Source organism: Paraglaciecola sp. 25GB23A (assembly GCF_040012495.1).
In the GTDB taxonomy this organism is placed as follows: domain Bacteria; phylum Pseudomonadota; class Gammaproteobacteria; order Enterobacterales; family Alteromonadaceae; genus Paraglaciecola.
Genome location: NZ_JBDYKM010000003.1, coordinates 90,358 through 110,817, shown reverse-complemented (window position 1 = coordinate 110,817; position 20,460 = coordinate 90,358). Strand labels below are relative to the sequence as shown.

Sequence of the window (20,460 nt, the reverse complement as noted above, 5' to 3'; positions counted from 1 at the left end):
TTACCTTGTAATTGGGTTAATCTTGTAATCAAGGTCGAGAACCTTGCCGTCACGCATCATTACTACACGTTGGGCGTGAGCAGCAATATCATCTTCATGGGTTACCATGACAATGGTTTGCCCTTGTTTGTGTAGGTCGGTTAATAAGCCCATAATTTCTACTGATGTTTTACTGTCTAGGTTGCCCGTTGGTTCATCTGCAAGTACCACAGTAGGGTTATTAATCAACGCTCTAGCAATGGCCACCCTCTGACGCTGGCCACCCGACATTTCAAATGGTTTATGATGCATACGATGGCCCAAGCCCACTTTTTCAAGTAAGGCAATAGCCCGATTCGTAGCTTCTTCGTCACTGACATCAGTGTATCTTAGTGGCAATTTAACGTTTGCAATGGCATCGAGTTTAGGCAGTAAATGAAAGGTCTGGAAGATGAAGCCAATGTGTTTGTTGCGGATGCGCGACAAGGTGTCATCGTCCAAACTGGCAACATCTTGATTGTCGAGCAAGTATTGCCCACTACTGGGCGCATCGAGGCAACCTAATATATTCATCAAAGTCGACTTTCCCGAGCCCGAACTGCCCATAAATGCAACAAATTCGTTAGTTTGGATGGACAAAGAAATGTCATTTAGGGCATGTACTTGTTCTGCGCCATTGATAAAAGATTTGGAAATATTACGAAGTTCTAACATAGTGTTAACTGAAAAATGACGAGACGCTAACCTTACTGTGATGGCTAGACTGACGCAACAAAGCGACATTGAAACACAGCTGAATAAGGGTCATTAAATGTTTCAAAATGTGTATTATTGCCACCGTGTCGCCAAAGAATTACGGATTATTAATTTGCCAACATTTTAACAAAAAAGCATAAGCTAAAAGTAAACAATAGTAATGACTATCAAATACTCTTAGCTTTTGATTATTCTGGTTTAAAACCAAATGAAAGAGGCAATAATTCGCTAAATGTCACCGTTTTTAGCTTGCCTTGCTGTGTAGCCAGATGCACTAGAGTATGTTTATCAGCAAACTCGGCTATTTTTTGTCGGCAACCACCGCAAGGAGGGCAAAAGTCATCATTCGGGCTGGCAATCAATATTTCGCGGATTTTTTTACCACCATTCACTACCATGCTACCAATAGCTGTAGCTTCAGCGCACTGGCCTAAGGGATAAGCTGCATTCTCGACATTACAACCATTGTGAACTTGGGCGGTATCATCAATAAGAGCTGCGCCAACCTGAAAGTTCGAGTAGGGGGCATGAGCGTTTTTTTGCGCTAATAGCGCTTTGTTTAGTAATTGTGTGTGCAGATCGCTAAGAGTTGCAGACATGGTTTCCTCGGGTACAACAATTCTCGGCCACGCAGTTTGTCTTATTTTTACCGTTTGATACAAGTTATATTGATAAATTTAGCCACAAGTACCGCCCTTATCTTTACTTTTAAGCCCAATTGCGCGATTCTAAGTAACTACCATTCTTTCACTTTCAATGATTATTGATGACGGCAAAGCAGCAGTATACTTAACGTTGAGCCCGTCCTTGTTAATCTCAACCAGGTTATATCAGTCATTCTCTAATTATGTATAAACGTCTTATCTCTTTATTATTTTGTAGTGCTGTATTAACAGGTTGTGCCTCAAATACAGCTCAACAGCAAAGTCACGGTCAAATGAGTAATTTACTCTTGGCTGAACCTGCGCCCATGAGTGCTCGCTCGCAAATGGCTATCGCTCGTTATAACCAGATTTTGGCGCAAGCCAATTTAAAAGACGAAGAGCGTGCGCAATTATTACAACAGCGAGGTATGTTATACGACAGTGTGGGCTTGGCTGGGTTAGCCCAGTATGATTTTAATCAAGCCATACAACTTAAACCTGATCTAGCTGAAGCCTATAACGCCCTAGGGGTGCACTACACTCAGCAGATGGAATTTATTCAGGCCTATGAAGCCTTTGACGCGACCTTAGATATAAACCCAGATTATGATTTTGCTTTTTTAAATCGTGGTATTGCTTTGTATTATGGCGGTCGCCCTGATTTAGCAGTGCAAGATTTGAGTGCCTTTTATGCTAAAGATGAGACCGACCCTTACCGAGCCTTGTGGAGTTACTTAGCTGCCAGTCAAATTGATCCGGCTGCGGCTCTTAAGTCATTAGAAAAAGCCCGTAACGTGCTAGATAACGACAACTGGGCCACCCGAATGGTGGACTTGTATTTAGACCGAGTGACTGAAAATCAACTCCTCAGCGGACTTATTCAAGGTGTAGTCAGCCAGCAGCAGTTAACTGACCGCTTGTGTGAAGCCTATTTTTACTTAGGTAAATATCATGCCGCACGGGGAAACCGTGGTGTAGCGTCTAACTATTTTAAATTGGCTCTCAGTACCAATGTGTTTGAATATGTTGAATATCGTTATGCACGTTTAGAGCTAAATTTACTGCGTGAAGATGCTAACAAAGAAGATTCTGCCGATATTCAAGCCCAATAACTCGCCGTGTTTAAGCAGCTTGTTGTAGCTTTAGGGGTAACGCTTGCGGCTTTACCCCTATTACTTATAACAATAACGGCCCTATCGCCTGGCCCTAAGACTCTCACCCTAGAACGTGATCCACAGCAAGACATTGAGGCCGCTAATCAGTACCTAGTAAAAGGGCTGGCACAGTGGCATCTACAACAGTATTCTCTCGCTTTACAAGACTTTAGCTTTGCCGCCAACTTAGGCGCTAGCGACGCGAAGGTCTACCAACATTATGTTCAAGGCTGGCTAACTGAAAATCAAGTCAAGCATGAGCCGACTTTGCCAACGGAAATATGGGCATCGAAGGGGTGTCTACAGCAAATTTTATTGGTCAGTACCGAACTTGAATCCTTAGTACAAGCCAGCCGATTTATGCAGCTATTTCAGTCTGACAAACGACTGACGTCATTACCTATTTGCATTGCCCCACAGATTGTTTTTGCGCCAGACTTATTGCCTTGTCTTAATGAAAACCAACAGAGTCGCATAAGTTGTGACATTAAACCTTTAGCACCTAAACTCGAAAACAAACAATTTACCCATTTAGTGGTGTTCGCCAAACAGGGAAAAGCCTATGTGCATAACGGCATTATGTATCTCGATCAGCAAGATACTTACGATGTCTTTGTGCATGAACTGGCCCACTTTGCCGGATTTGTCGATGAATACCCTTTATCCGCGGAATTAGCCAAACGCGTCTGCAATGAAGCTAGGGCACCCAACTTGGTGTTTAAACAAGTGAGCCAAGGCCAAATTGATACGCAATATTGGCAGCAACTTAAGCAGAAAACCGATGTTGCTCTTACGCCTGCGCGCACCTGTGATAATCATGCCACCCAAGCCTTCAAACCCAGTGCTAAAATGACATTTATGGAATATTACGATGTCACACGTATTCCTGATTTTTATTTAACTGCTTGGCACAAAGCTTTACAACGGCAGCAAAATCTAACACCTGCCTTTATTAATTTTGCGCAAGCCTTTGATGAGCAGCCAAGCGATCCTCAAGCCCTGTATTGGCGCAAGCGCTACGAGCAATACCATCAAGCCAGTGTGCGTTAATTAGTCGCACAAGATGTCATTTTTATTTCATATGGGTATAATACCCAGACGTTATTTTCCCGATAGTATCGAGTCAGCGCCTCAGGTTATCTATGTCACAGCTTATCGCCGTCGAAAAAGTCGACTACCCATTTCCTGCTAAACCTAAAACATTGTCTGTTGAACAACAGCAGTTTTATGTGCAAGAAATAAAAACACTTTTGCAAAAGAAAAATGCGACCTTAATTGCGCATTATTATACTGATCCAGAAATTCAAGCCTTAGCAGAAGCTACCGGCGGTTGTATTTCTGATTCACTTGAGATGGCTCGTTTTGGCCGAGACTGCGCAGCCGATACCTTAATCGTGGCCGGCGTAAAATTTATGGGCGAAACAGCTAAAATTTTGAGCCCTGAAAAAACCGTGTTAATGCCAACGCTAGAAGCGACTTGTTCGCTGGATATTGGTTGCCCAGTCGAGCAATTCTCGGCCTTTTGTGATGCCCATCCTGATCACACGGTCGTGGTATATGCCAATACTTCAGCTGCGGTAAAAGCCCGCGCTGATTGGGTAGTAACCTCGAGTATTGCCCTAGAAATCGTTGAACATCTAGATTCTTTGGGTGAAAAAATCATCTGGGCTCCTGATCGCCATTTAGGGGCCTATATCGCCAAACAAACCGGCGCCGATATGCTGATGTGGCAGGGCGAATGCATCGTACATGACGAGTTTTCGGCGAAAGCCTTATTAGATATGAAACATTTATACCCCGATGCTGCGGTATTGGTCCATCCTGAATCACCCGCCAGTGTAGTGGCCTTAGCTGATGCCGTTGGTTCAACAACTCAATTGATCAATGCAGCAAAAACCTTGCCCAATAGTCATTTTATAGTGGCGACCGATCGCGGTATTTTTTACAAAATGCAGCAAGCAGCGCCAGGTAAAATATTGCTTGAAGCGCCCACCGCTGGCAACGGTGCTACCTGTAAAAGTTGTGCCCACTGCCCATGGATGGCGATGAATGGTTTACAAGCCATTTATCAATCACTGACAGATAACAGCGGTCATGAAATATTTGTAGATGAAGCACTACGCCAACGCGCTTTAGTTCCGCTTGATCGTATGCTTGATTTTTCAGCACAGCTAAAAATGAAAGTGAGTGGTAACCTATAGTTCAGTTTTTAGATTAGCTACAAGATAAAAGCCAGCTTTGCTGGCTTTTTCATTTTTAGGCCGCATAACTGACTAATGAGTCTAAAATTTGCAACAACAATGAGGAGTGATATATGCCAGATTTAAGTCGCTATAAAGGTATCGTTTTTGATATGGACGGAACCTTGATCGATTCAATGGGCTCACATAGCACAGCTTGGCAACAAACCTGCCAACAGTATGGCTATCCCTACGACGGTGACTATATTCATAACCTTGGTGGCGTACCCACTAGAGAAATTGTAAAACTACTCAATGAAAAATATGGCCGCAACCACGACTTAGATGAAGTGACCGAGACAAAGCGTCAAGCTTTTCTCGACCTAAATGATAGTCCCAGCGTCATCGATGAAACCTTTCAAGTCATGCAACGGTATAAAGGTATACTTAAAATGGGTGTAGGTACTGGCTCAGAGCGCAGTAATGCTATAAGCATGCTGACTGAAACAGGCTTACTCGACAGAGTTGAAACCGTCGTTACCGCTACCGATGTTACCTACGGTAAACCTCATGGCGAAACATTTTTGACCGTTGCGAAAAACATGGGTTTAAAGCCTGAAGAATGTGTTGTTTTTGAAGATACCGAAATCGGCCGACAAGCCGCCCAAAACGCTGGCATGGACTGCATCATGGTGGTTTACGGTAAGATAGTCTTGCCTGTCGAGCGACGCGAACAAATCGGTGATTAAGGTGAAAGCGTAATAAAAAATGCAAAATAGCCAATAAATAAGCAAGTTATACGCTAGTTTGCAGTTATCACTTGCGCAGTCCAACAGTTTTCCCTAACATACGCGCCTCTTTCGCTGGAGCGCACAGTTTCTTGGCTGTAGGAGTGGCTTTAGCCGCGAAGCACTGGTTGGACAGCCGGTGTGCAGATCATCAGAGACGTGTTAAGTCCGAGATATAATCGAAAAGCAAAGACAAAATTTGGAGAGGTGGCTGAGTGGCTGAAGGCGCACGCCTGGAAAGTGTGTTTAGGGTTAAACCTAACGAGGGTTCGAATCCCTCTCTCTCCGCCAAATGAAGGTTCAAAGAGAACCAATAACGACCCGCTGAGCAGCTAAATACATGCTTTTGCGGGTTTTTTTATGCCTCTAATGTCCTGCATGCATTAGTCACACCTTTTACTTTTGTAACACTTAAAGTAACACTATGGACAATTTTACTAAAGTTGCGTCACTAAAATGCCAAAATCAACCAAACCTCCTACCAATACAAAAGTGAGCCACGCAAAGCCCAAAGACCAAATACACAGAGTATAATTTGTCAGACGGGGGAGGATAGCTACTAACAAAACACCTACTAACGAGACACCCATCGTAAATAATGTCAAATGATATTAAATATTTGTTTTTTAGAATGGCTGTCTTGTTAAGCGTTAAGTGGTGATACCAAAAACGTTGTCGCAAAAACGTCTTTGGTTTAGAGTCATTAAGGTGGTATCTCGAAACATACAGAGAATATATTAATATGAAAAAGCAAACGTTGTTGTTACTTGCTTGTTTAAGTGTTTTTTATTCAACCAACCCTCAGGCCAAGGAAGAGCTTGTGGTCCGTATTAATGAGAATGCTTACCCTTCTGGTTTTAAAAACGCTTTGGGATGGCATGGAATGGATGTAGATGTGTTAAACGAACTGATGTCGGACACTGATTTAAAATACAAAGTGATCTTGATGCCGTTTAAACGCGCAATGACGGAGATCGCGGAAGGTCGTATCGACCTAATAGCAAATTTAACTAAAAGCCAACAAAGAAGCGAAAATATGTTCTGGATAGGCCCTTTACGTACAACTAAAGTTGGCTTAGTTGTATTAAAGTCGAATCAAGGAACAACAATTAATAACATTGATGAATTGATTAGCATACTCGAACTTAAACAACAGCAGATAGGCCATGTGATAGGCGTCAGTTACAGTCCTTCTTTAGATGATATCTTAGAGCACAATACACAATTCAACGGCCACATTTGGAAAAGCGCAACAAGAAGACAAATTATTGAAATGTTGCATAAAGATCGCATATTTGGATTTTTTCAAGATGAATTTGAAGCTCGAAGTTTAATGGCAGCCAACAAAGACGGACATATCAACGCATATTCAGAATTTGTGATCAGAGAGTCGACTATTGATAACGCCTTATCCGGGGCCTATTTTGGCGTATCAAAACATCTTGAACAGACCACAATAGACAAGTTAAATCGAGCTTTTCAACAGATGCAACAAGATGGCAGGTTGCAGAAAATAACCGAAAAATGGTCGTCCAATCCATCAGTAGTGGGCATTGAGGATAATTAGTGACTTGAAGGTCATATGACTGCGCCGGTTACTCGCAGTACATTAACGGTAGATAGAGAGCTAGGTGGCAAAGAATCTTGTCGTAAAGGGTTAATGCCAGCCTTTTTCTGGTCCCCAGACCGGATAATATAACGATACAGTTTTTCGAGTTTGCGCCTATCCTGCATGCTCTTAAACAAAAAGGACTCAAAAAGGGGGCGTCATGTTGTATTGGTGACGGGTAAACTACCGCTTTGACCGTTGAACGAATTTAAACTGGATCTGTATATGTTAATAAGGCAAGCTGTGTCGGCATTTTTATCTCCTAAGACATTAGGATTTGTTCAGATTTATTCAACAGTATTCTGAAAACTTGAGGTATATAAATATATATAAACTATCTTTTATATAGTTCATCAGTAGTAAGGCCAGTAAATGTCCCTTCGGAAATTTTTTTTCCTTTATTCTGTATTGTTAATGTTGGTATTGGTTGGTGCATTACTCACCTATCGTGCCTTAGTGTCTATTCCTTTATTGAAGAGTAATGTTTTGGCTTACCAGCAGAGGGAAATGAGTACGGTTTTTTTGTCATTCAACAGCCAATTTGAATTCTTACAAGCCATCAATTATGACTACAGCGTGTGGAATGACAGCTATGATTTTATAAAGGATCTTTCCCCTGAATTCATTAACAATAACTTTATTTCCGATACCTTCATTTCCTTAAAAATAGACGCTGTTTCCTATGTTAATCTACAAGGAGAAGTAGTTTGGAATATGGGATTTGACTGGGAACAAGAAAAGGAAATTGATATTGGCATCAAACCAGAGTTCCACAAGCAGGTTCTTAAAAAATTGCTGGAAATCAAAAGTAGCGATAACAACTATACAGTGCCTCAGATGTCTGGATTTATGCTTAGTAATATTGGTCCCACTTTGTATTCGGCGACATTATTAAGGCATTCGGATAAATCGGGACCTAACGTTGGTTTTTTATTGTTTGCTCGCAAATTACGACCGGGGGTGATGGCAGCTGTTTCTAAGTTGGCTGGGGTTAAAATTAGTAGTTCCTCCCAAGCCACTGATGCTGTTTTGCAGGGCAAAAATTTAATGTTGAAGCCTGAAATTATCGATATCAAAAAAATAAGACACTATTTTGTTGGCGATATAAATGGTCAACCGGTGCTTAATTTAGATATTGAGCATTCGCTCTACGAAGAACTAGAACTACTCGATAATCAAACCCTGTCAATTATCGCCTTGTTGGCAATCATCCCTCTTTCTTTATTGTTATTGGTGAACTTTTCCTTACTTAGACCTTTAATTCACAGTATTAATACAGTGGGGCACATGCTCGAAAAAGAACAACTGAAAAGGCTCAAAAGTACCGCTTTAATCACTGAAATTAATACACTTAATCAAGATTTTAATCAGCTGATCGATACTATAAGCGAGCAGAGAAATGTGATGGAAAATTTGTCTTTGCATGATGGGCTGACCAATATAGCTAATAGACGTGCGTTTGAAAAACATTTTATTACTAGCTGGCAGTCTATGTTACGCAACAATGAACCTCTGGCTGTGCTGATGTGTGATATAGATTTTTTCAAACCCTATAACGATAATTACGGCCATCTTGCTGGTGATAGCGCGCTAATTGCGGTCGCCCAAGCCTTGCACAAACGAATAGCAAGACCCCATGAATTGGTCGCTAGATACGGAGGCGAGGAGTTCGTTGTTATCTTACCTTTAAGTCAGTACGCACAGTGCAAGCAGGTGATAGAAGCGATACAAAGTTTGATTCAGGAATTAAATATTCGACATGACTTTTCTGCGGTGAGCAATATTTTGACCATGAGTATAGGGGCGGCGATTATTGAACATGCCGATGAAAAGTTACGAAACAGTAATCCTGATGATTTTTTAAGGCTTGCCGACAATGCCTTATATCAGGCTAAGTCGGAAGGTCGTAATCGTTATGTGATTAAAACCTATAGTGTCTAAACTCAAAATCGTTATTTGAGGCGGTACTCTGCTTTGTGGGGGTAATAATTCGACGATTTATCATTATTTAGTTGATGGTGACACGATTGATCTCGATGGACAGTTTTTACATACCTTGCATCTACTCGGACACTCACCCAGCGGCATCGAGTCAAAAAATCAAAAAAATGGCTTAAAGTGGACGGGAGATAGCTTCTGTTTTGGTTAAATTTAACCCAAAGATAAAAAACACATCCGACGGTATAGCATCAATCTTTAGATCAATTGATTACCCAGGTCCCCAATCTCAACCCTTAGTTGCCTAGTCACTAGGGTGCAACTTACTTACTGTCTTACTGTGGCGGTTCGCACAATACTAACAAGACACCCATTGTAAATAATGTCAAATGATATGAAATATTTGGTTTCTAGAATGGGTTTTTAGTTAAGCCTTGTAAGCAATGAGTGGTGCGCTTAAGTGCAAATTAATATCCTTTCTTCGGACAAATAATGCGTTAACGCCCTGTTTTACGGTGCCTAACGTATCTGATACTTGGTAATGAGTAAAACTCAGTCACATTTAACACAGAGAAAAATGAAAAGTAATAAATATTCCTCGCTATAAACAGCTAAAAACTAATTTAACTCTGTTCTGCCCCGATATGTTTAGCCCGTTATAAACCATTATGGTATTGAATATTGGTGGATTCTGGCACCATGGTTTTGAGTGTATTATTAAGCACAGCACCTAACTCGCTGCCCCTGCTTGAATCGCAACTTAGCAATTGCTCAAATTGGCTTATAAGTAGGGCTTTGTCGGGTGATTGTTTATCTCCAGCGCCAATATTGGTTAGATCAATCATAAATTCATCGAACAAATCGGCCAGGTCGTCAATGATTTCGGTATTCAAGAATTGGTCTTGGTTATAGATGCTGGGGTAACCCGCTTTTTGTTTATCAATGGCAAAAGAATCACCTTTTAGATTGGTGATGCTGGTGGATTTATCGCACGACAGCATGCAGCCATTATCTATACGGGGCTTTTCACAGCCAACACTTTGTTGAAAGAAACACTGTCTGCTGACCATTAATAAAATAGGGTGATAAATGCTGTACAGCAACTTGAAATTCTTTGGTCGAGCTATGTTTTTAATTTGCAGCTTATTAATTTCGTTAGAGATAAACGCGCCGCTGCAATTAAGCCCTTCTTGCATAGCAAGCAATGCATAAGTATTGGTGGTGTTTAAAAACGGGCCCGCAATCCACTCTATGCCAAGCTCGTAAGCGCGATGGGCAATGCCGGTGTTATTGGTCACGATAAGTTTTGGCTTCACTTGTTCCAAAATATTTAGTGCGACAACGTAGTCTTTGCCAATTAACACTGATGGAAACCAAGGGATCAATCGAGGGTTATTGAGCAGAAAGTCGACATATTTAGTGCAACCTCGTTTGTAGGCATCAGGCAGTTTAAAGTAGATGTCCGCATCACTTGCATCAGTCAACTTAACATCAGCTTCATCACAAATTAGGAAGGACAAATTAGCCCGTGTATTGGCTTTTTTAGGCGGTAATTTTGCGTGATGTGTGAGTTTGGGTAATAAGACTTCAGGCAGTACTTTCTGACCACTGTTTAAGCAGCGGGCCACTTCATTTTTTAACCAGGCAAGCGCTTTGAAGGGTAAACTCACGTTGTCAGCTAGTTGCTCGGTATTGAGAAAAGTCAAAATAAAAGCGGCATTGTTTAAGCTTTTAAAGCGCTTATTGATCGTCGCGTGGTCTAGAGGGTCTTTATCATTTTTAGACAGTAAGTCATCTGATTGCACAACAAAGGTCTTGCTCGTTGTTTCAGCAGACGAAGCCAAGGACGATGCTTCTTGTGTTGTTACGGTGATCGTCAGCGGCTGCCCATCTTTGCCAGAAAAAACCAAACTAAGCAGCGGTTTTGCAATACTCAAATGTTTGATTTTTTCAAAGACTGATGCGCTAATTTGGTCTTTTTCATTATTTAAGTTTTGTTCAACCTGGTGAATTTGCACAATCGAAATCGCCTTACTGGAGGCAATAGCATGGTTTTTAGAGTTATCACGTGGGTTTTCTATAAACATTGACTGGTTTAAGTCACCACGTAAAAAAGCGTTCGTAAAATCACGATTAAACACTTTATATAAACGCTCACCGTCTTGCGTTAACTTGCCCGTACTCATAAAACCATCAATCTGTTTTCTAAAGCTATCAACTACTGTGTGAACGTAGCTTGCGCCTTTGATCCGCCCTTCAATTTTAAACGAATGCACACCTGCATTAATCAGTGCAGGTAAATCAAAAAAGGCCGAATTATCTTTTATGTTTAATGGGAATTTATTGCCTGTTGGTGTGGTTTCATACTCTTCACGACACGCTTGACTGCAACGTCCGCGATTACCTGAATTACCCACACTGGCCGATGTTGAGTAACATAAGCCCGAAAACGCAACACAAAGTGAGCCATGCACAAAGACTTCAGTTAAGACATTATGTTTATGGCCAGCGACTGCCATCTCAGTTATTTCATTGAGGTTTAATTCACGCGATAAGTTAACCCGAGATGCCCCAAGTCGTTTAAGAAAGGGAATTTGCCCGATGTTATGCGTAGTTAACTGAGTTGATGCGTGAATATCAAGTGTCGGGAAGTGCTTTTTCAGAATGTAAAACATGCCGATATCTTGCACAATTACGCCATCTAAAGTGGTATTCACCAGTCTACTGAGCAGATTGCTCAGGGATTTAAATTCACGTTCTAAAATCACGATGTTCAGGGTTAAAAATATTTGGCATTGATATTGATGCGCTAAACGAATGACGCCAACAAGCTCCTCAAAGGAGAGGTTTGACGCGCGGTTACGGGCGTTAAAGGTATCTAAGCCACAATATACTGCGTCAGCGCCGGCTATAATGGCCGCTTTGATCGCGTCAACATCACCGCCAGGTGCTAACAATTCAATTTTAGGATTCATTTATTCAACTTATTGCCAAGGACTATATCTGTAATCGTTCAAGATTATTTGCGCGATGGATTTTACACGTGTAATCCTTCTCTGAATACCGCTAAGATCAGTCAATACAGTAACGAGCAACAGGCTCTGGTTTTAAATTAACCCAGACCAAGGCGAATACAAATCTATGACCTTACCTATTTTGTACTCTTTGCGAAATTGCCCTTATGCAATGAGAGCGCGCCTGGCCATCTACAAATCTAAACAAGTCGTTGAGTTACGTGACATTGTGCTTAAAAACAAGCCCGCAGCGATGCTTGCGGCATCGCCTAAAGCAACGGTACCTGTATTGGTGTTAAGTGCTAACAAAGGTGTTAATGCTGATGTACTGGATGAGAGTCTCGAGATCATGCTCTGGGCTTTAGCTCAAAGCGATCCATTTAATTTATTACGAACACAGGTTTTAAAAAGCCACACAGCTTCAAGTGAGCTTGAATCATCAACAAAACTAACCGGCATTCTGCGCCTGATTTCTCTATTCGATGATGAGTTTAAAACTTGTTTAGAGGCCTATAAATGCGCCAAACGTTATCATGAAACAAACCTTGATGACTGCAGACAAGCCTGTGAAGTTTACATTCAAAACTTAGAGCAGCGCCTGAGCAAGCACAGGTATATGTTTGATGAAAATGAAAGTCTGGCTGATTTGGCCCTGCTACCTTTTATTCGACAGTTTGCAAGGATAGAACGCCAGTGGTATTTGCAGTCACATTATCCCGAGGTCAAACGTTGGCTTAATCAATACTTACAAAGCCCAATGTTTACCAAAGTCATGGCTAAATATCCCTTATGGTCGCCAGAACAGGCGGTGATAAAGTTTGGTGATATTTAAGTTAACCTTGTTCTGATTTCAAACTTTTTGAGCCAGTGAAGCCAATAACGTATTTACCGCATTTTTTGGGGTTTTAGAGAGCTTTTGAATTAATGCAAATGGCACGTCTGCTCCCGTTGTTTGTTGGGCAATATCTTGTAGCATGGCCATCCATAATTTTGAGGTCATTTCTGAGTCAAATAAGGCTCTGTGAAAGCCTCCCTGTGATGGAATGTTTTTGTAGGCGATGAGCGAACCGAGTTTGTGATTAGGGGCGTGTTGATATAAACGTCTGGCCACCAATAAAGAGCAAGCAAAAGTACCACTATAGGGTCGAGAGATACGACGTAATTCTGCATCCAAAAATCGTTTATCAAAAGACGCATTATGCGCAACAAGGTTACTGTTACCCATAAAGTGAGCAAACTCATCCATGACTTCATCACAGGGAGCCGCTTTGCTTAACATCTTATTTGTGATTCCGGTGTAATTTTCAATAAAACTACTGACCCGCTGGCCTGGATTCATCAGAGCCTGAAAACGCTCAACTACTTCACCCTTTTCAAGGCGAACAGCACCTATTTCGATGGCTCTATCACCCATATCGGGAGAGAGTCCTGTGGTTTCAAAATCGAGCACAATAAGAGAGTCAGCGCAGTGTTGCGTCATCAAAAAAATACCTGTGTGGTGTGAGGACTATATGTTAACAAAAATGCGGTGGGCTTAGGTTAAAATTAAACTGTCCCTATTACTAACTTACCGGTTTATTCATTGGGTAAGTGTAAAAATTCCCCGAAGCCCAAAACTAATCTTAAACACAAAAACACACATAGCATTGAGAATAATTAAGTCCACGATGCTTCATGTTTAATCACTAACATGGGTGTCCTGATAAGCAGGCAGTACTAACATGGATGTCCAAATAGGCAGGAACAACTGAGTCCAAGATGCTTACAGTTTAATCACTAACATGGATGTCCTAATAGGCACTTATAGGCAGTAAGTATAAAAGCAGCCGTCCTCTGGGGGGAGAATGGCTGCCAAGTATGCTTAAAGTGGGCTGTTAATCTTGACTACGGTTTTACCAAAGTTTTTACCGCTCAACATGTCGTTAAACGCGTCGATGGTATTTTCGATACCTTCAACCATATGCTCACGATAACTGATCTTGCCTTCTTGCAACCATTTTTGCATCTCTTTGCTGAAATCGGCGTAATGAGCGCCGTAATCTTCAAAAATTATAAAACCCTGCATTTTGATGCGTTTTCTGAGTAATTGGCCCATTAACATAAACATGCGGTCGGGTCCGTCGGGTAAGCTGGTGGCATTGTATTGTGAGACTAATCCACATACTGGGATGCGAGCACAAGAATTCAGTAGAGGCATTACAGCATCAAATACTTTGCCGCCTACATTTTCGAAATAAACATCAATACCATTATTACAGGCTTGTTTGAGCTGTTCTGCAAAATCGTCGGCTTTGTGGTCAATACAGGCGTCAAACCCTAGTTTTTCAAGGGCGTATTGGCACTTTTCACTGCCGCCAGCCACGCCCACAACCTTACAGCCTTTTAGCTTGGCAATTTGGCCAACCGTGGCGCCTACTGGGCCAGTCGCGGCAGCAACAACTACAGTTTCACCTGCTTTTGGTGCGCCAATATCAAGTAAACCCATGTAGGCAGTAAACCCTGGCATCCCCAGAATACCTAAGGCGTATGAAGGCTTACTCGGATTTTTACCAAGTTGCGTAAGGCCTTCTCCGCTAGAAATGGCATAGTCTTGCCAGCCTGTATGAGCAAGTACCCATTCACCTTCAGCAAACTTAGGGTTTTTTGACTTTTCGACTTGGCATACAGTCGCACCGATCATGACATCGCCCACTTTGACAGGCTCGGCATAAGACTCTGCATCACTCATGCGTCCGCGCATGTAGGGGTCAAGCGACAAATATATTGTTCGAAGTAAAACCTCACCCTCTTTTAAGTCGGCTAGGTTAACTTTTTTCAGCTCAAAGTTTTCTTTGCTTGGCACGCCGATTGGACGCGAAGCAAGTATTAGTTGGCGAGACATTACTGTCATAGAATTCTCCAAATAGTGATAAATTACTGAGGTGCTAAAGTGCAAGTCCATGCTAAAGCACCTCTGATAAATGTCTATTAGTCTAGACTTGCCATATCGATGACAAATCTGTAGCGCACATCATTTTTTTCCATTCGTGTAAATGCATCATTGATATCGCTCATCTTAATCGATTCGACTGTTGCAACAACGTTGTGCTCACCGCAAAAATCGAGCATTTCTTGGGTTTCTTGCAGTCCACCAATGAAGGAACCCGCAACCGCTTTTCGCCCAGTCACTAACATTGCACCGTTAACACTATCGAGGGGCTCAATTGCGCCAACCAGACACATGGTCTTATTGTATTTCAGTAGCTTTAAATAGGGATTGAGATCGTGGCCAACGGGAATGGTATTGAGCAAAAAATCGAATTTGCTTGCCCATTTTTTCATATCGTCTTTGTTGCTCGAAATTAATACTTCGTCGGCACCTAAGTCTTTGGCATCTTTGGCTTTGCCTTCTGAGGTGGTAATCATGACGGTGTGAGCCCCCATTGCAGCAGACAGCTTGATGCCCATATGACCGAGCCCTCCTAGGCCAATTATGCCCACCGTCATACCCTGCTTAACCCCATATTGATGAAGAGGGGAGTAGGTGGTAATACCGGCACACAAAAGTGGCGCGGCCCCAGCCTTATCAAGGTTTTCAGGTATTTTTAGTACAAACTCTTCACGCACAACAATACGTTTTGAATAGCCGCCGTAAGTAAGACCGCCGGGATCTTCGGTTATGCTGTTGTAGGTCATAGTGGGTCGTTGCAGGCAATGTTGTTCTAAGTGCTCGTCGCACGCTTCACAGCTCAAACATGAGTCGACTAAACAGCCAACGCCCACAGTGTCCCCTTCTTTATACTTTGACACCTTACTGCCTACTTTTTTGACTACACCAATAATTTCGTGGCCAGGTACTAGGGGATATTGTGAATTGCCCCAATCATTCTTGATGGCATGCAAATCACTGTGGCATACGCCACAATGTAAAATTTCTATCAGTACGTCGTTTGATTGTACATCGCGTCTTTCAATTGAATGCGGCTGCATTTTTCCATCGTTAGACTTGGCTGCATAAGCTGAAATTGTAGACATTGATACTCCTTGGAGTTCTTATTAAAAATAAACGAATTACCGCAAATTGTGATGATTGCCACAATGTATGACATAGTAATTAACCCGATATAAAAAATGCGTTTGACTATCCGCGCTGCCAGTTAGATACAAAAGCAGCAACGCCACTTCTATCTAGCGGCTCAGGTGAGACTAACTCTCTTAGTATCCGAATGTCGTGCCACAAGGTTAACATACTGATAGACATAAATATTAATCGGCTTGTCCAGTAACACTTGGTGTAAAAGATGAAATGTTTTCAAGGGGTTTTGTAAGCCTTACTTAACTCACTGAGAAAAACGTAGGGACATTTGGTGTCGATTTATTTAGTCGAAGTCGACACTACACAGAGTGCGTCGGCCTTTGTCCTGTTGCATATGAATTTGACCCTGTACTAAAAAACGGTGTGAATTTAGCATGTTGCTATAAAGGCTATTTCATTTTTGGAGATTAAGATGGCGGGCGGTTGGGCAAAAGATGGAGCGGTGCAAGAGCAGATAGACGCGAGTGTTGACGAAGCTGTGGCAAGGGCAAAAAGTCAAATACCGCAAGGGCAAAGTGCTTTTTACTGCGAACAGTGCGCTGCCCCCATTCCCGAAGCGCGGCGTGTCGCAGTGCCTGGTGTGCAACTGTGCATAAACTGTCAATCAGCATCAGAGAAACAAAAAGTGGCACAATCGACTATTAATCGACGAGGCAGTAAAGACAGTCAACTAAGATAAAGACTACTGCAATTAAGCGAAGGTGCTTTAAGTTCACCCGAGAAATGGCAAGTATACTTGCGCTCAAGCCCTTTTTGTTATGCCTTTGCTTGACCGTTGTTAACACGCAGCACAAAAACATTAGGTATTTTGTTGCAAGACTTATCTTGCAGACATCGTCTTAAATAAGCCACCTAGATTGTATTTATTAAATCCCTATTCATCACAAAAATAGAACGTCATTTATATTTCTGATGCATCACTGACCTCGCCATAAGGTATTCTCGAATGACTATGGTGCTGAATTGAACATGTTTTATTAAATATGTTTAAGTTAAGGAGATATTGGATGACAGGACATTTCTATTTAAGTGGAACACAAGTCAAACGTGACGATATGCTCGAGCGAGCCAAAAAGTTAGCCTATATTTTCCAGAGTAAAGGCGTCAAAACAGGAGACGTAATAGCGGTTTTACTGAGAAATGACACTGCATTGTTTGAGGTGGTCGAAGCTTGTCGCTATGCAGGGGTGTATTATGTCAATCTGAACTGGCACAGCACACAAACCGAGCTGATGCCCATACTTATCGACAGTGGAGCGAAGATTTTAATTGCGCACAGCGACCTATTAGCGGCCTTTGTTGAACCTCTTCCGGCTGGTATTTCTGCTTTAGTCTTTGCTACGCCAGCAACAATAATAGAACGTTACCCAGTCAAAAAAAGTATAGACAAGACGCAAGCTTATGAATGGGAAGATCTAAACGCACTGCTGGATGATAGTCCGCTTATTGATTCTGAACCTTTGCGCTTTAGAGGCATGTTTTCATATACCTCAGGCAGTACTGGCCAGCCTAAGGGCATTAAGCGTGAATACGATGAACAAAGACCAGATCCTTATACCGTTTTTGCTGGTCTAGCTAAAAATTTACTGCAACTTAACAGGGGCGACCGTTTTTATATTGCAGCTCCTCTTTATCATAGTGCGCCACACGCACTGACATTAAGCTGCCTAGCTGCCGGAGATGTAGAGGTTTTTATTGAAGCGAAATTTGACCCTGAGCGTTTTCTGGCCGATGTTCAAGAGCACAAAATCACTCATACCTATATTGTGCCAACGATGATGATCCGCTTACTCAAATTGCCACTCGATGTGCGTAATAAGTATGACATGTCTAGTTTACGTTATGCGCTATCGACGGGTTCGGCCTGGCCTGTGGAGGTTAAACAAGGGATGATAGAATGGTTTGGCCCGATCTTTTTTGAATCTTACGGTGCCAGCGAATTGGGCTTTATGACCCTTATTTCGTCTAACGAGTCGATTGAAAAACCGGGCTCGGTAGGTAAGGTTATTCCGGGTGGTTCGATAAAAATCCTCGATGATCTTTTGCAGCCACTGCCAACAGGGCAATCGGGTTTAATATATGTATACCTGCCTATGTTCGGTCCGTTCAAATATACCAATACCCAAGGTAATATTGAGGGTTTGCATTATCAAGACCACACCACCTTGGGTGATGTGGGCTATTTAGATGAAGATGGATTTCTGTTTATTAATGATCGCAAAAAAGACATGATCATTTCGGGCGGGGCCAATATCTTTCCCGCTGAGATCGAAGCTGTGCTGGTAGAAATGCCCCAAGTACTCGATTGTGCCATCTTTGGCGCGCCTCATGCTGAATTTGGTGAAATGGTCATTGCTGCTGTGCAGTGTGCTCCGGGCGAAACACTGTCCATTGAGCAGGTCGACGCTTTTATGGAAGGCAAATTAGCCCGTTTTAAATGGCCAAAAAAATTAGATCTGCATCCGTCATTGCCCCGCGAAGACAGTGGTAAAATATTTAAACACCGATTGAAAAAAGCTTACGCTTGATGGCATAGAATAAACGAGTGTTATTAATCCAATACAGATTAACCGATAAGATCTTCTATTGATTAATCTGGCTGGGGTTAAATAAAGTGACTAACAGTCAGGCCTTGGTATTTTTAACTGCGGGGACGGAAATTAGTTGCTGCCAAAACAGATTTATCTTTGGTCTGCGCCCAATATTTTTTGGGTGGGTTAAGGCAAATCACAGCGCCACAAAAATTGCGAATATGAAAAGCCAAATCCTGCACTGTAAATACGGGATGTTCTTTGTAGCTTGAATTTAACTGGAGCGTCTTGCACTTTAACCCAACAATCTAGCTCTTGTGAGGTGAGAGAGGTAAAAACAACCTCGGTGATACCATAGGTATTAATCGAGAAGGTGGCACAGGCAAAACGACGGCAGATAGGCTCACCCGCAGAGATAGCATCAAATGAAAGCAGCGATGTTGCGATAATAAAACTTCTAAACATGTACTTTAACATTAATGCGACCTCATTAAAGACGGCAACGAATATTGGATAATACATGTATCGACAAGTAAGGGAGTATTGTTAAGTATCCTTTGATAATCATTTGAAAAGATTTACCAAGGGAACACTTGTCATTTATTCCACACTTTTATTTTTCAATGAACCTGCCCCGCAGGCAGTTTAAGCGCTTTGCACTATTTTAATAACTCATGATCAGCGGGTAACTGTTTCATGATCCACACGACTAAGCGATGTTTTAAACTGGCTAAGTCTTCCTTGTTTTCTGGTAAGGGAGTAATCAATTTGTCATGTACTAAAAGTCGATACAAGCTCTCCACTTTTTGTTTGACAGAGTCAGTAGGTGAAAAACCTTTGTAGCCTCGGGTTTTAGCATAGTGCTCAGCGACTGCAATCGCTTTTTTAAGCAGGGCCGTTTCATTTTTAATTTTTTTCATTCATCAACAATTCAATTGGTCGGTTCGAAGGATAAACTATGTACCAATTTAGCTAATTAAGATAGACAATCGGCCTGAATGATAGGTGATCCCGATAGTTTCGAGGGGCAATAACGTCGTCAGAAAAATTGATAAGGTGCACATCCAAAGTCTCTCGCCACTTGGGAAAAACCTTTGCAATTGTCTTGCTTGCTAACTTTGTTTTGTTTTTTTGCTGCTCAGCTCTGCCCGATAACATCCTTTACAGAGTCACTACTAAAACAGCGCATCACAATTTACGCTTGGGCAAACTCATTATTTGGCTATTTCGTATTTTTAGCGGCTACGCCAACACTAATATAAGATGCAAACTTGGGTGTGCCTTTTATATAGCTACTTTCAACCCAATCAATAGTGAAGCCACTGCTTTGTATATTTTCAATCATAGGCCTATTTAAATTACAGCCACCAAAACAATTGCCCCACATACTGTTGAGACGATTTTGCCATTTTTTAACTGAATGATCTGGCGCTTGTCCATGTTCACAAAAAAGAATTTTCCCGTCGGTTTTTAACACTCTGTGTATTTGCTGCATTGCTGCGCGCCAATCAGGAATAGTACAAAGGGTATAAGTTAATACGACTGAATCAACCGAGTTATTATCGAGAGGGATTTTTTCACCAGGCAGACTCAGCCACTCAACGTGGATAGATGATTTAGCTAAATTTTTAAGCGCCTTTTTACGCATTCCAACAGAGGGCTCCAGCCCCCACACCATATTTACCTTAGCAGGATCGTATAAAGCCATATTAACTGCAGAGCCCATACCTACTTCTAGTACATTGCCATAAGCTAAGGGAACCACTTTTTCCCTCAATGCCATGATTGCGCG

Annotated in this window: 18 protein-coding genes and 1 tRNA gene; 10 read left to right on the top strand and 9 right to left on the bottom strand. The window is 41.9% G+C overall.

What is annotated here, in order from left to right:
- Both ABKW31_RS07795 and cdd read right to left on the bottom strand, forming a co-directional pair.
- The gene (locus tag ABKW31_RS07795; protein WP_348615763.1) at positions 1-693 is read right to left on the bottom strand and encodes an ABC transporter ATP-binding protein; all 693 of its coding nucleotides are present in this window, start codon (positions 691-693) and stop codon (positions 1-3) included.
- Between the two features lie 230 nt (positions 694-923).
- Positions 924-1,334, bottom strand: a complete 411-nt coding sequence (gene cdd, locus ABKW31_RS07790; protein ID WP_348615762.1) for a cytidine deaminase — start codon at positions 1,332-1,334, stop codon at positions 924-926.
- Between the two features lie 248 nt (positions 1,335-1,582).
- Here cdd and nlpI point away from each other — a divergent pair, with 248 nt between their 5' ends.
- The 7 genes from nlpI to ABKW31_RS07755 all read left to right on the top strand — a co-directional run bounded on the left by nlpI (position 1,583) and on the right by ABKW31_RS07755 (position 9,051).
- Positions 1,583-2,491: a lipoprotein NlpI gene (gene nlpI, locus ABKW31_RS07785; protein WP_348615761.1), complete on the top strand. Its 909-nt coding sequence runs from the start codon at positions 1,583-1,585 to the stop codon at positions 2,489-2,491.
- A 6-nt stretch (positions 2,492-2,497) separates the two neighbouring features.
- A complete protein-coding gene (locus ABKW31_RS07780) occupies positions 2,498-3,583 on the top strand; it encodes a hypothetical protein (protein WP_348615760.1) in 1,086 nt (361 codons plus the stop codon).
- A 92-nt stretch (positions 3,584-3,675) separates the two neighbouring features.
- Positions 3,676-4,734, top strand: a complete 1,059-nt coding sequence (gene nadA / locus ABKW31_RS07775) for a quinolinate synthase NadA (RefSeq protein ID WP_348615759.1) — start codon at positions 3,676-3,678, stop codon at positions 4,732-4,734.
- Positions 4,735-4,847: 113 nt separating this feature from the next.
- Positions 4,848-5,462 (top strand): beta-phosphoglucomutase family hydrolase, encoded by a 615-nt coding sequence (locus ABKW31_RS07770; protein ID WP_348615758.1) that lies wholly within the window; start codon positions 4,848-4,850, stop codon positions 5,460-5,462.
- Positions 5,463-5,702: 240 nt separating this feature from the next.
- Positions 5,703-5,792 (top strand) — tRNA-Ser (locus ABKW31_RS07765).
- A gap of 451 nt (positions 5,793-6,243) precedes the next feature.
- Positions 6,244-7,068, top strand: coding sequence for a transporter substrate-binding domain-containing protein (locus ABKW31_RS07760; RefSeq protein WP_348615757.1), 825 nt, complete (start codon positions 6,244-6,246; stop codon positions 7,066-7,068).
- Between the two features lie 414 nt (positions 7,069-7,482).
- Complete coding sequence (locus ABKW31_RS07755; RefSeq protein ID WP_348615756.1) at positions 7,483-9,051, top strand: diguanylate cyclase; 1,569 nt, start codon at positions 7,483-7,485, stop codon at positions 9,049-9,051.
- A 653-nt stretch (positions 9,052-9,704) separates the two neighbouring features.
- On the opposite strand, the gene ABKW31_RS07750 is transcribed toward ABKW31_RS07755, so the two are convergent.
- Entirely contained in the window at positions 9,705-12,023 is a 2,319-nt protein-coding gene (locus ABKW31_RS07750; RefSeq protein ID WP_348615755.1) for a peptidase U32 family protein, read from the bottom strand.
- 166 nt (positions 12,024-12,189) lie between these two features.
- Here ABKW31_RS07750 and ABKW31_RS07745 point away from each other — a divergent pair, with 166 nt between their 5' ends.
- Entirely contained in the window at positions 12,190-12,894 is a 705-nt protein-coding gene (locus ABKW31_RS07745; RefSeq protein ID WP_348615754.1) for a glutathione S-transferase, read from the top strand.
- 18 nt (positions 12,895-12,912) lie between these two features.
- Here ABKW31_RS07745 and ABKW31_RS07740 read toward each other — a convergent pair whose 3' ends face one another.
- From ABKW31_RS07740 to ABKW31_RS07730, 3 genes are all read right to left on the bottom strand, one after another.
- Positions 12,913-13,542 (bottom strand): 3'-5' exonuclease, encoded by a 630-nt coding sequence (locus ABKW31_RS07740; protein WP_348615753.1) that lies wholly within the window; start codon positions 13,540-13,542, stop codon positions 12,913-12,915.
- 381 nt (positions 13,543-13,923) lie between these two features.
- A complete protein-coding gene (locus ABKW31_RS07735) occupies positions 13,924-14,952 on the bottom strand; it encodes an NADP-dependent oxidoreductase (protein WP_348615752.1) in 1,029 nt (342 codons plus the stop codon).
- A 77-nt stretch (positions 14,953-15,029) separates the two neighbouring features.
- Complete coding sequence (locus tag ABKW31_RS07730; RefSeq protein WP_348615751.1) at positions 15,030-16,076, bottom strand: NAD(P)-dependent alcohol dehydrogenase; 1,047 nt, start codon at positions 16,074-16,076, stop codon at positions 15,030-15,032.
- Between the two features lie 473 nt (positions 16,077-16,549).
- Here ABKW31_RS07730 and ABKW31_RS07725 point away from each other — a divergent pair, with 473 nt between their 5' ends.
- Positions 16,550-16,816, top strand: coding sequence for a DksA/TraR family C4-type zinc finger protein (locus tag ABKW31_RS07725; RefSeq protein WP_348615750.1), 267 nt, complete (start codon positions 16,550-16,552; stop codon positions 16,814-16,816).
- Between the two features lie 328 nt (positions 16,817-17,144).
- Positions 17,145-18,665, top strand: a complete 1,521-nt coding sequence (locus ABKW31_RS07720; protein WP_348615749.1) for an AMP-binding protein — start codon at positions 17,145-17,147, stop codon at positions 18,663-18,665.
- Positions 18,666-18,854: 189 nt separating this feature from the next.
- On the opposite strand, the gene ABKW31_RS07715 is transcribed toward ABKW31_RS07720, so the two are convergent.
- The 3 genes from ABKW31_RS07715 to ABKW31_RS07705 form a co-directional block, all read right to left on the bottom strand.
- On the bottom strand, positions 18,855-19,145 hold the full coding sequence (locus ABKW31_RS07715) for a hypothetical protein (RefSeq protein ID WP_348615748.1): 291 nt from the start codon (positions 19,143-19,145) through the stop codon (positions 18,855-18,857).
- 182 nt (positions 19,146-19,327) lie between these two features.
- Positions 19,328-19,588 carry a DUF5062 family protein gene (locus ABKW31_RS07710; RefSeq protein ID WP_348615747.1) on the bottom strand — a complete coding sequence of 87 codons (261 nt, stop codon included), beginning with the start codon at positions 19,586-19,588 and terminating at the stop codon, positions 19,328-19,330.
- A 302-nt stretch (positions 19,589-19,890) separates the two neighbouring features.
- Positions 19,891-20,451, bottom strand: coding sequence for a class I SAM-dependent methyltransferase (locus tag ABKW31_RS07705; RefSeq protein ID WP_348615746.1), 561 nt, complete (start codon positions 20,449-20,451; stop codon positions 19,891-19,893).
- Between the last annotated feature and the right edge of the window lie 9 nt (positions 20,452-20,460).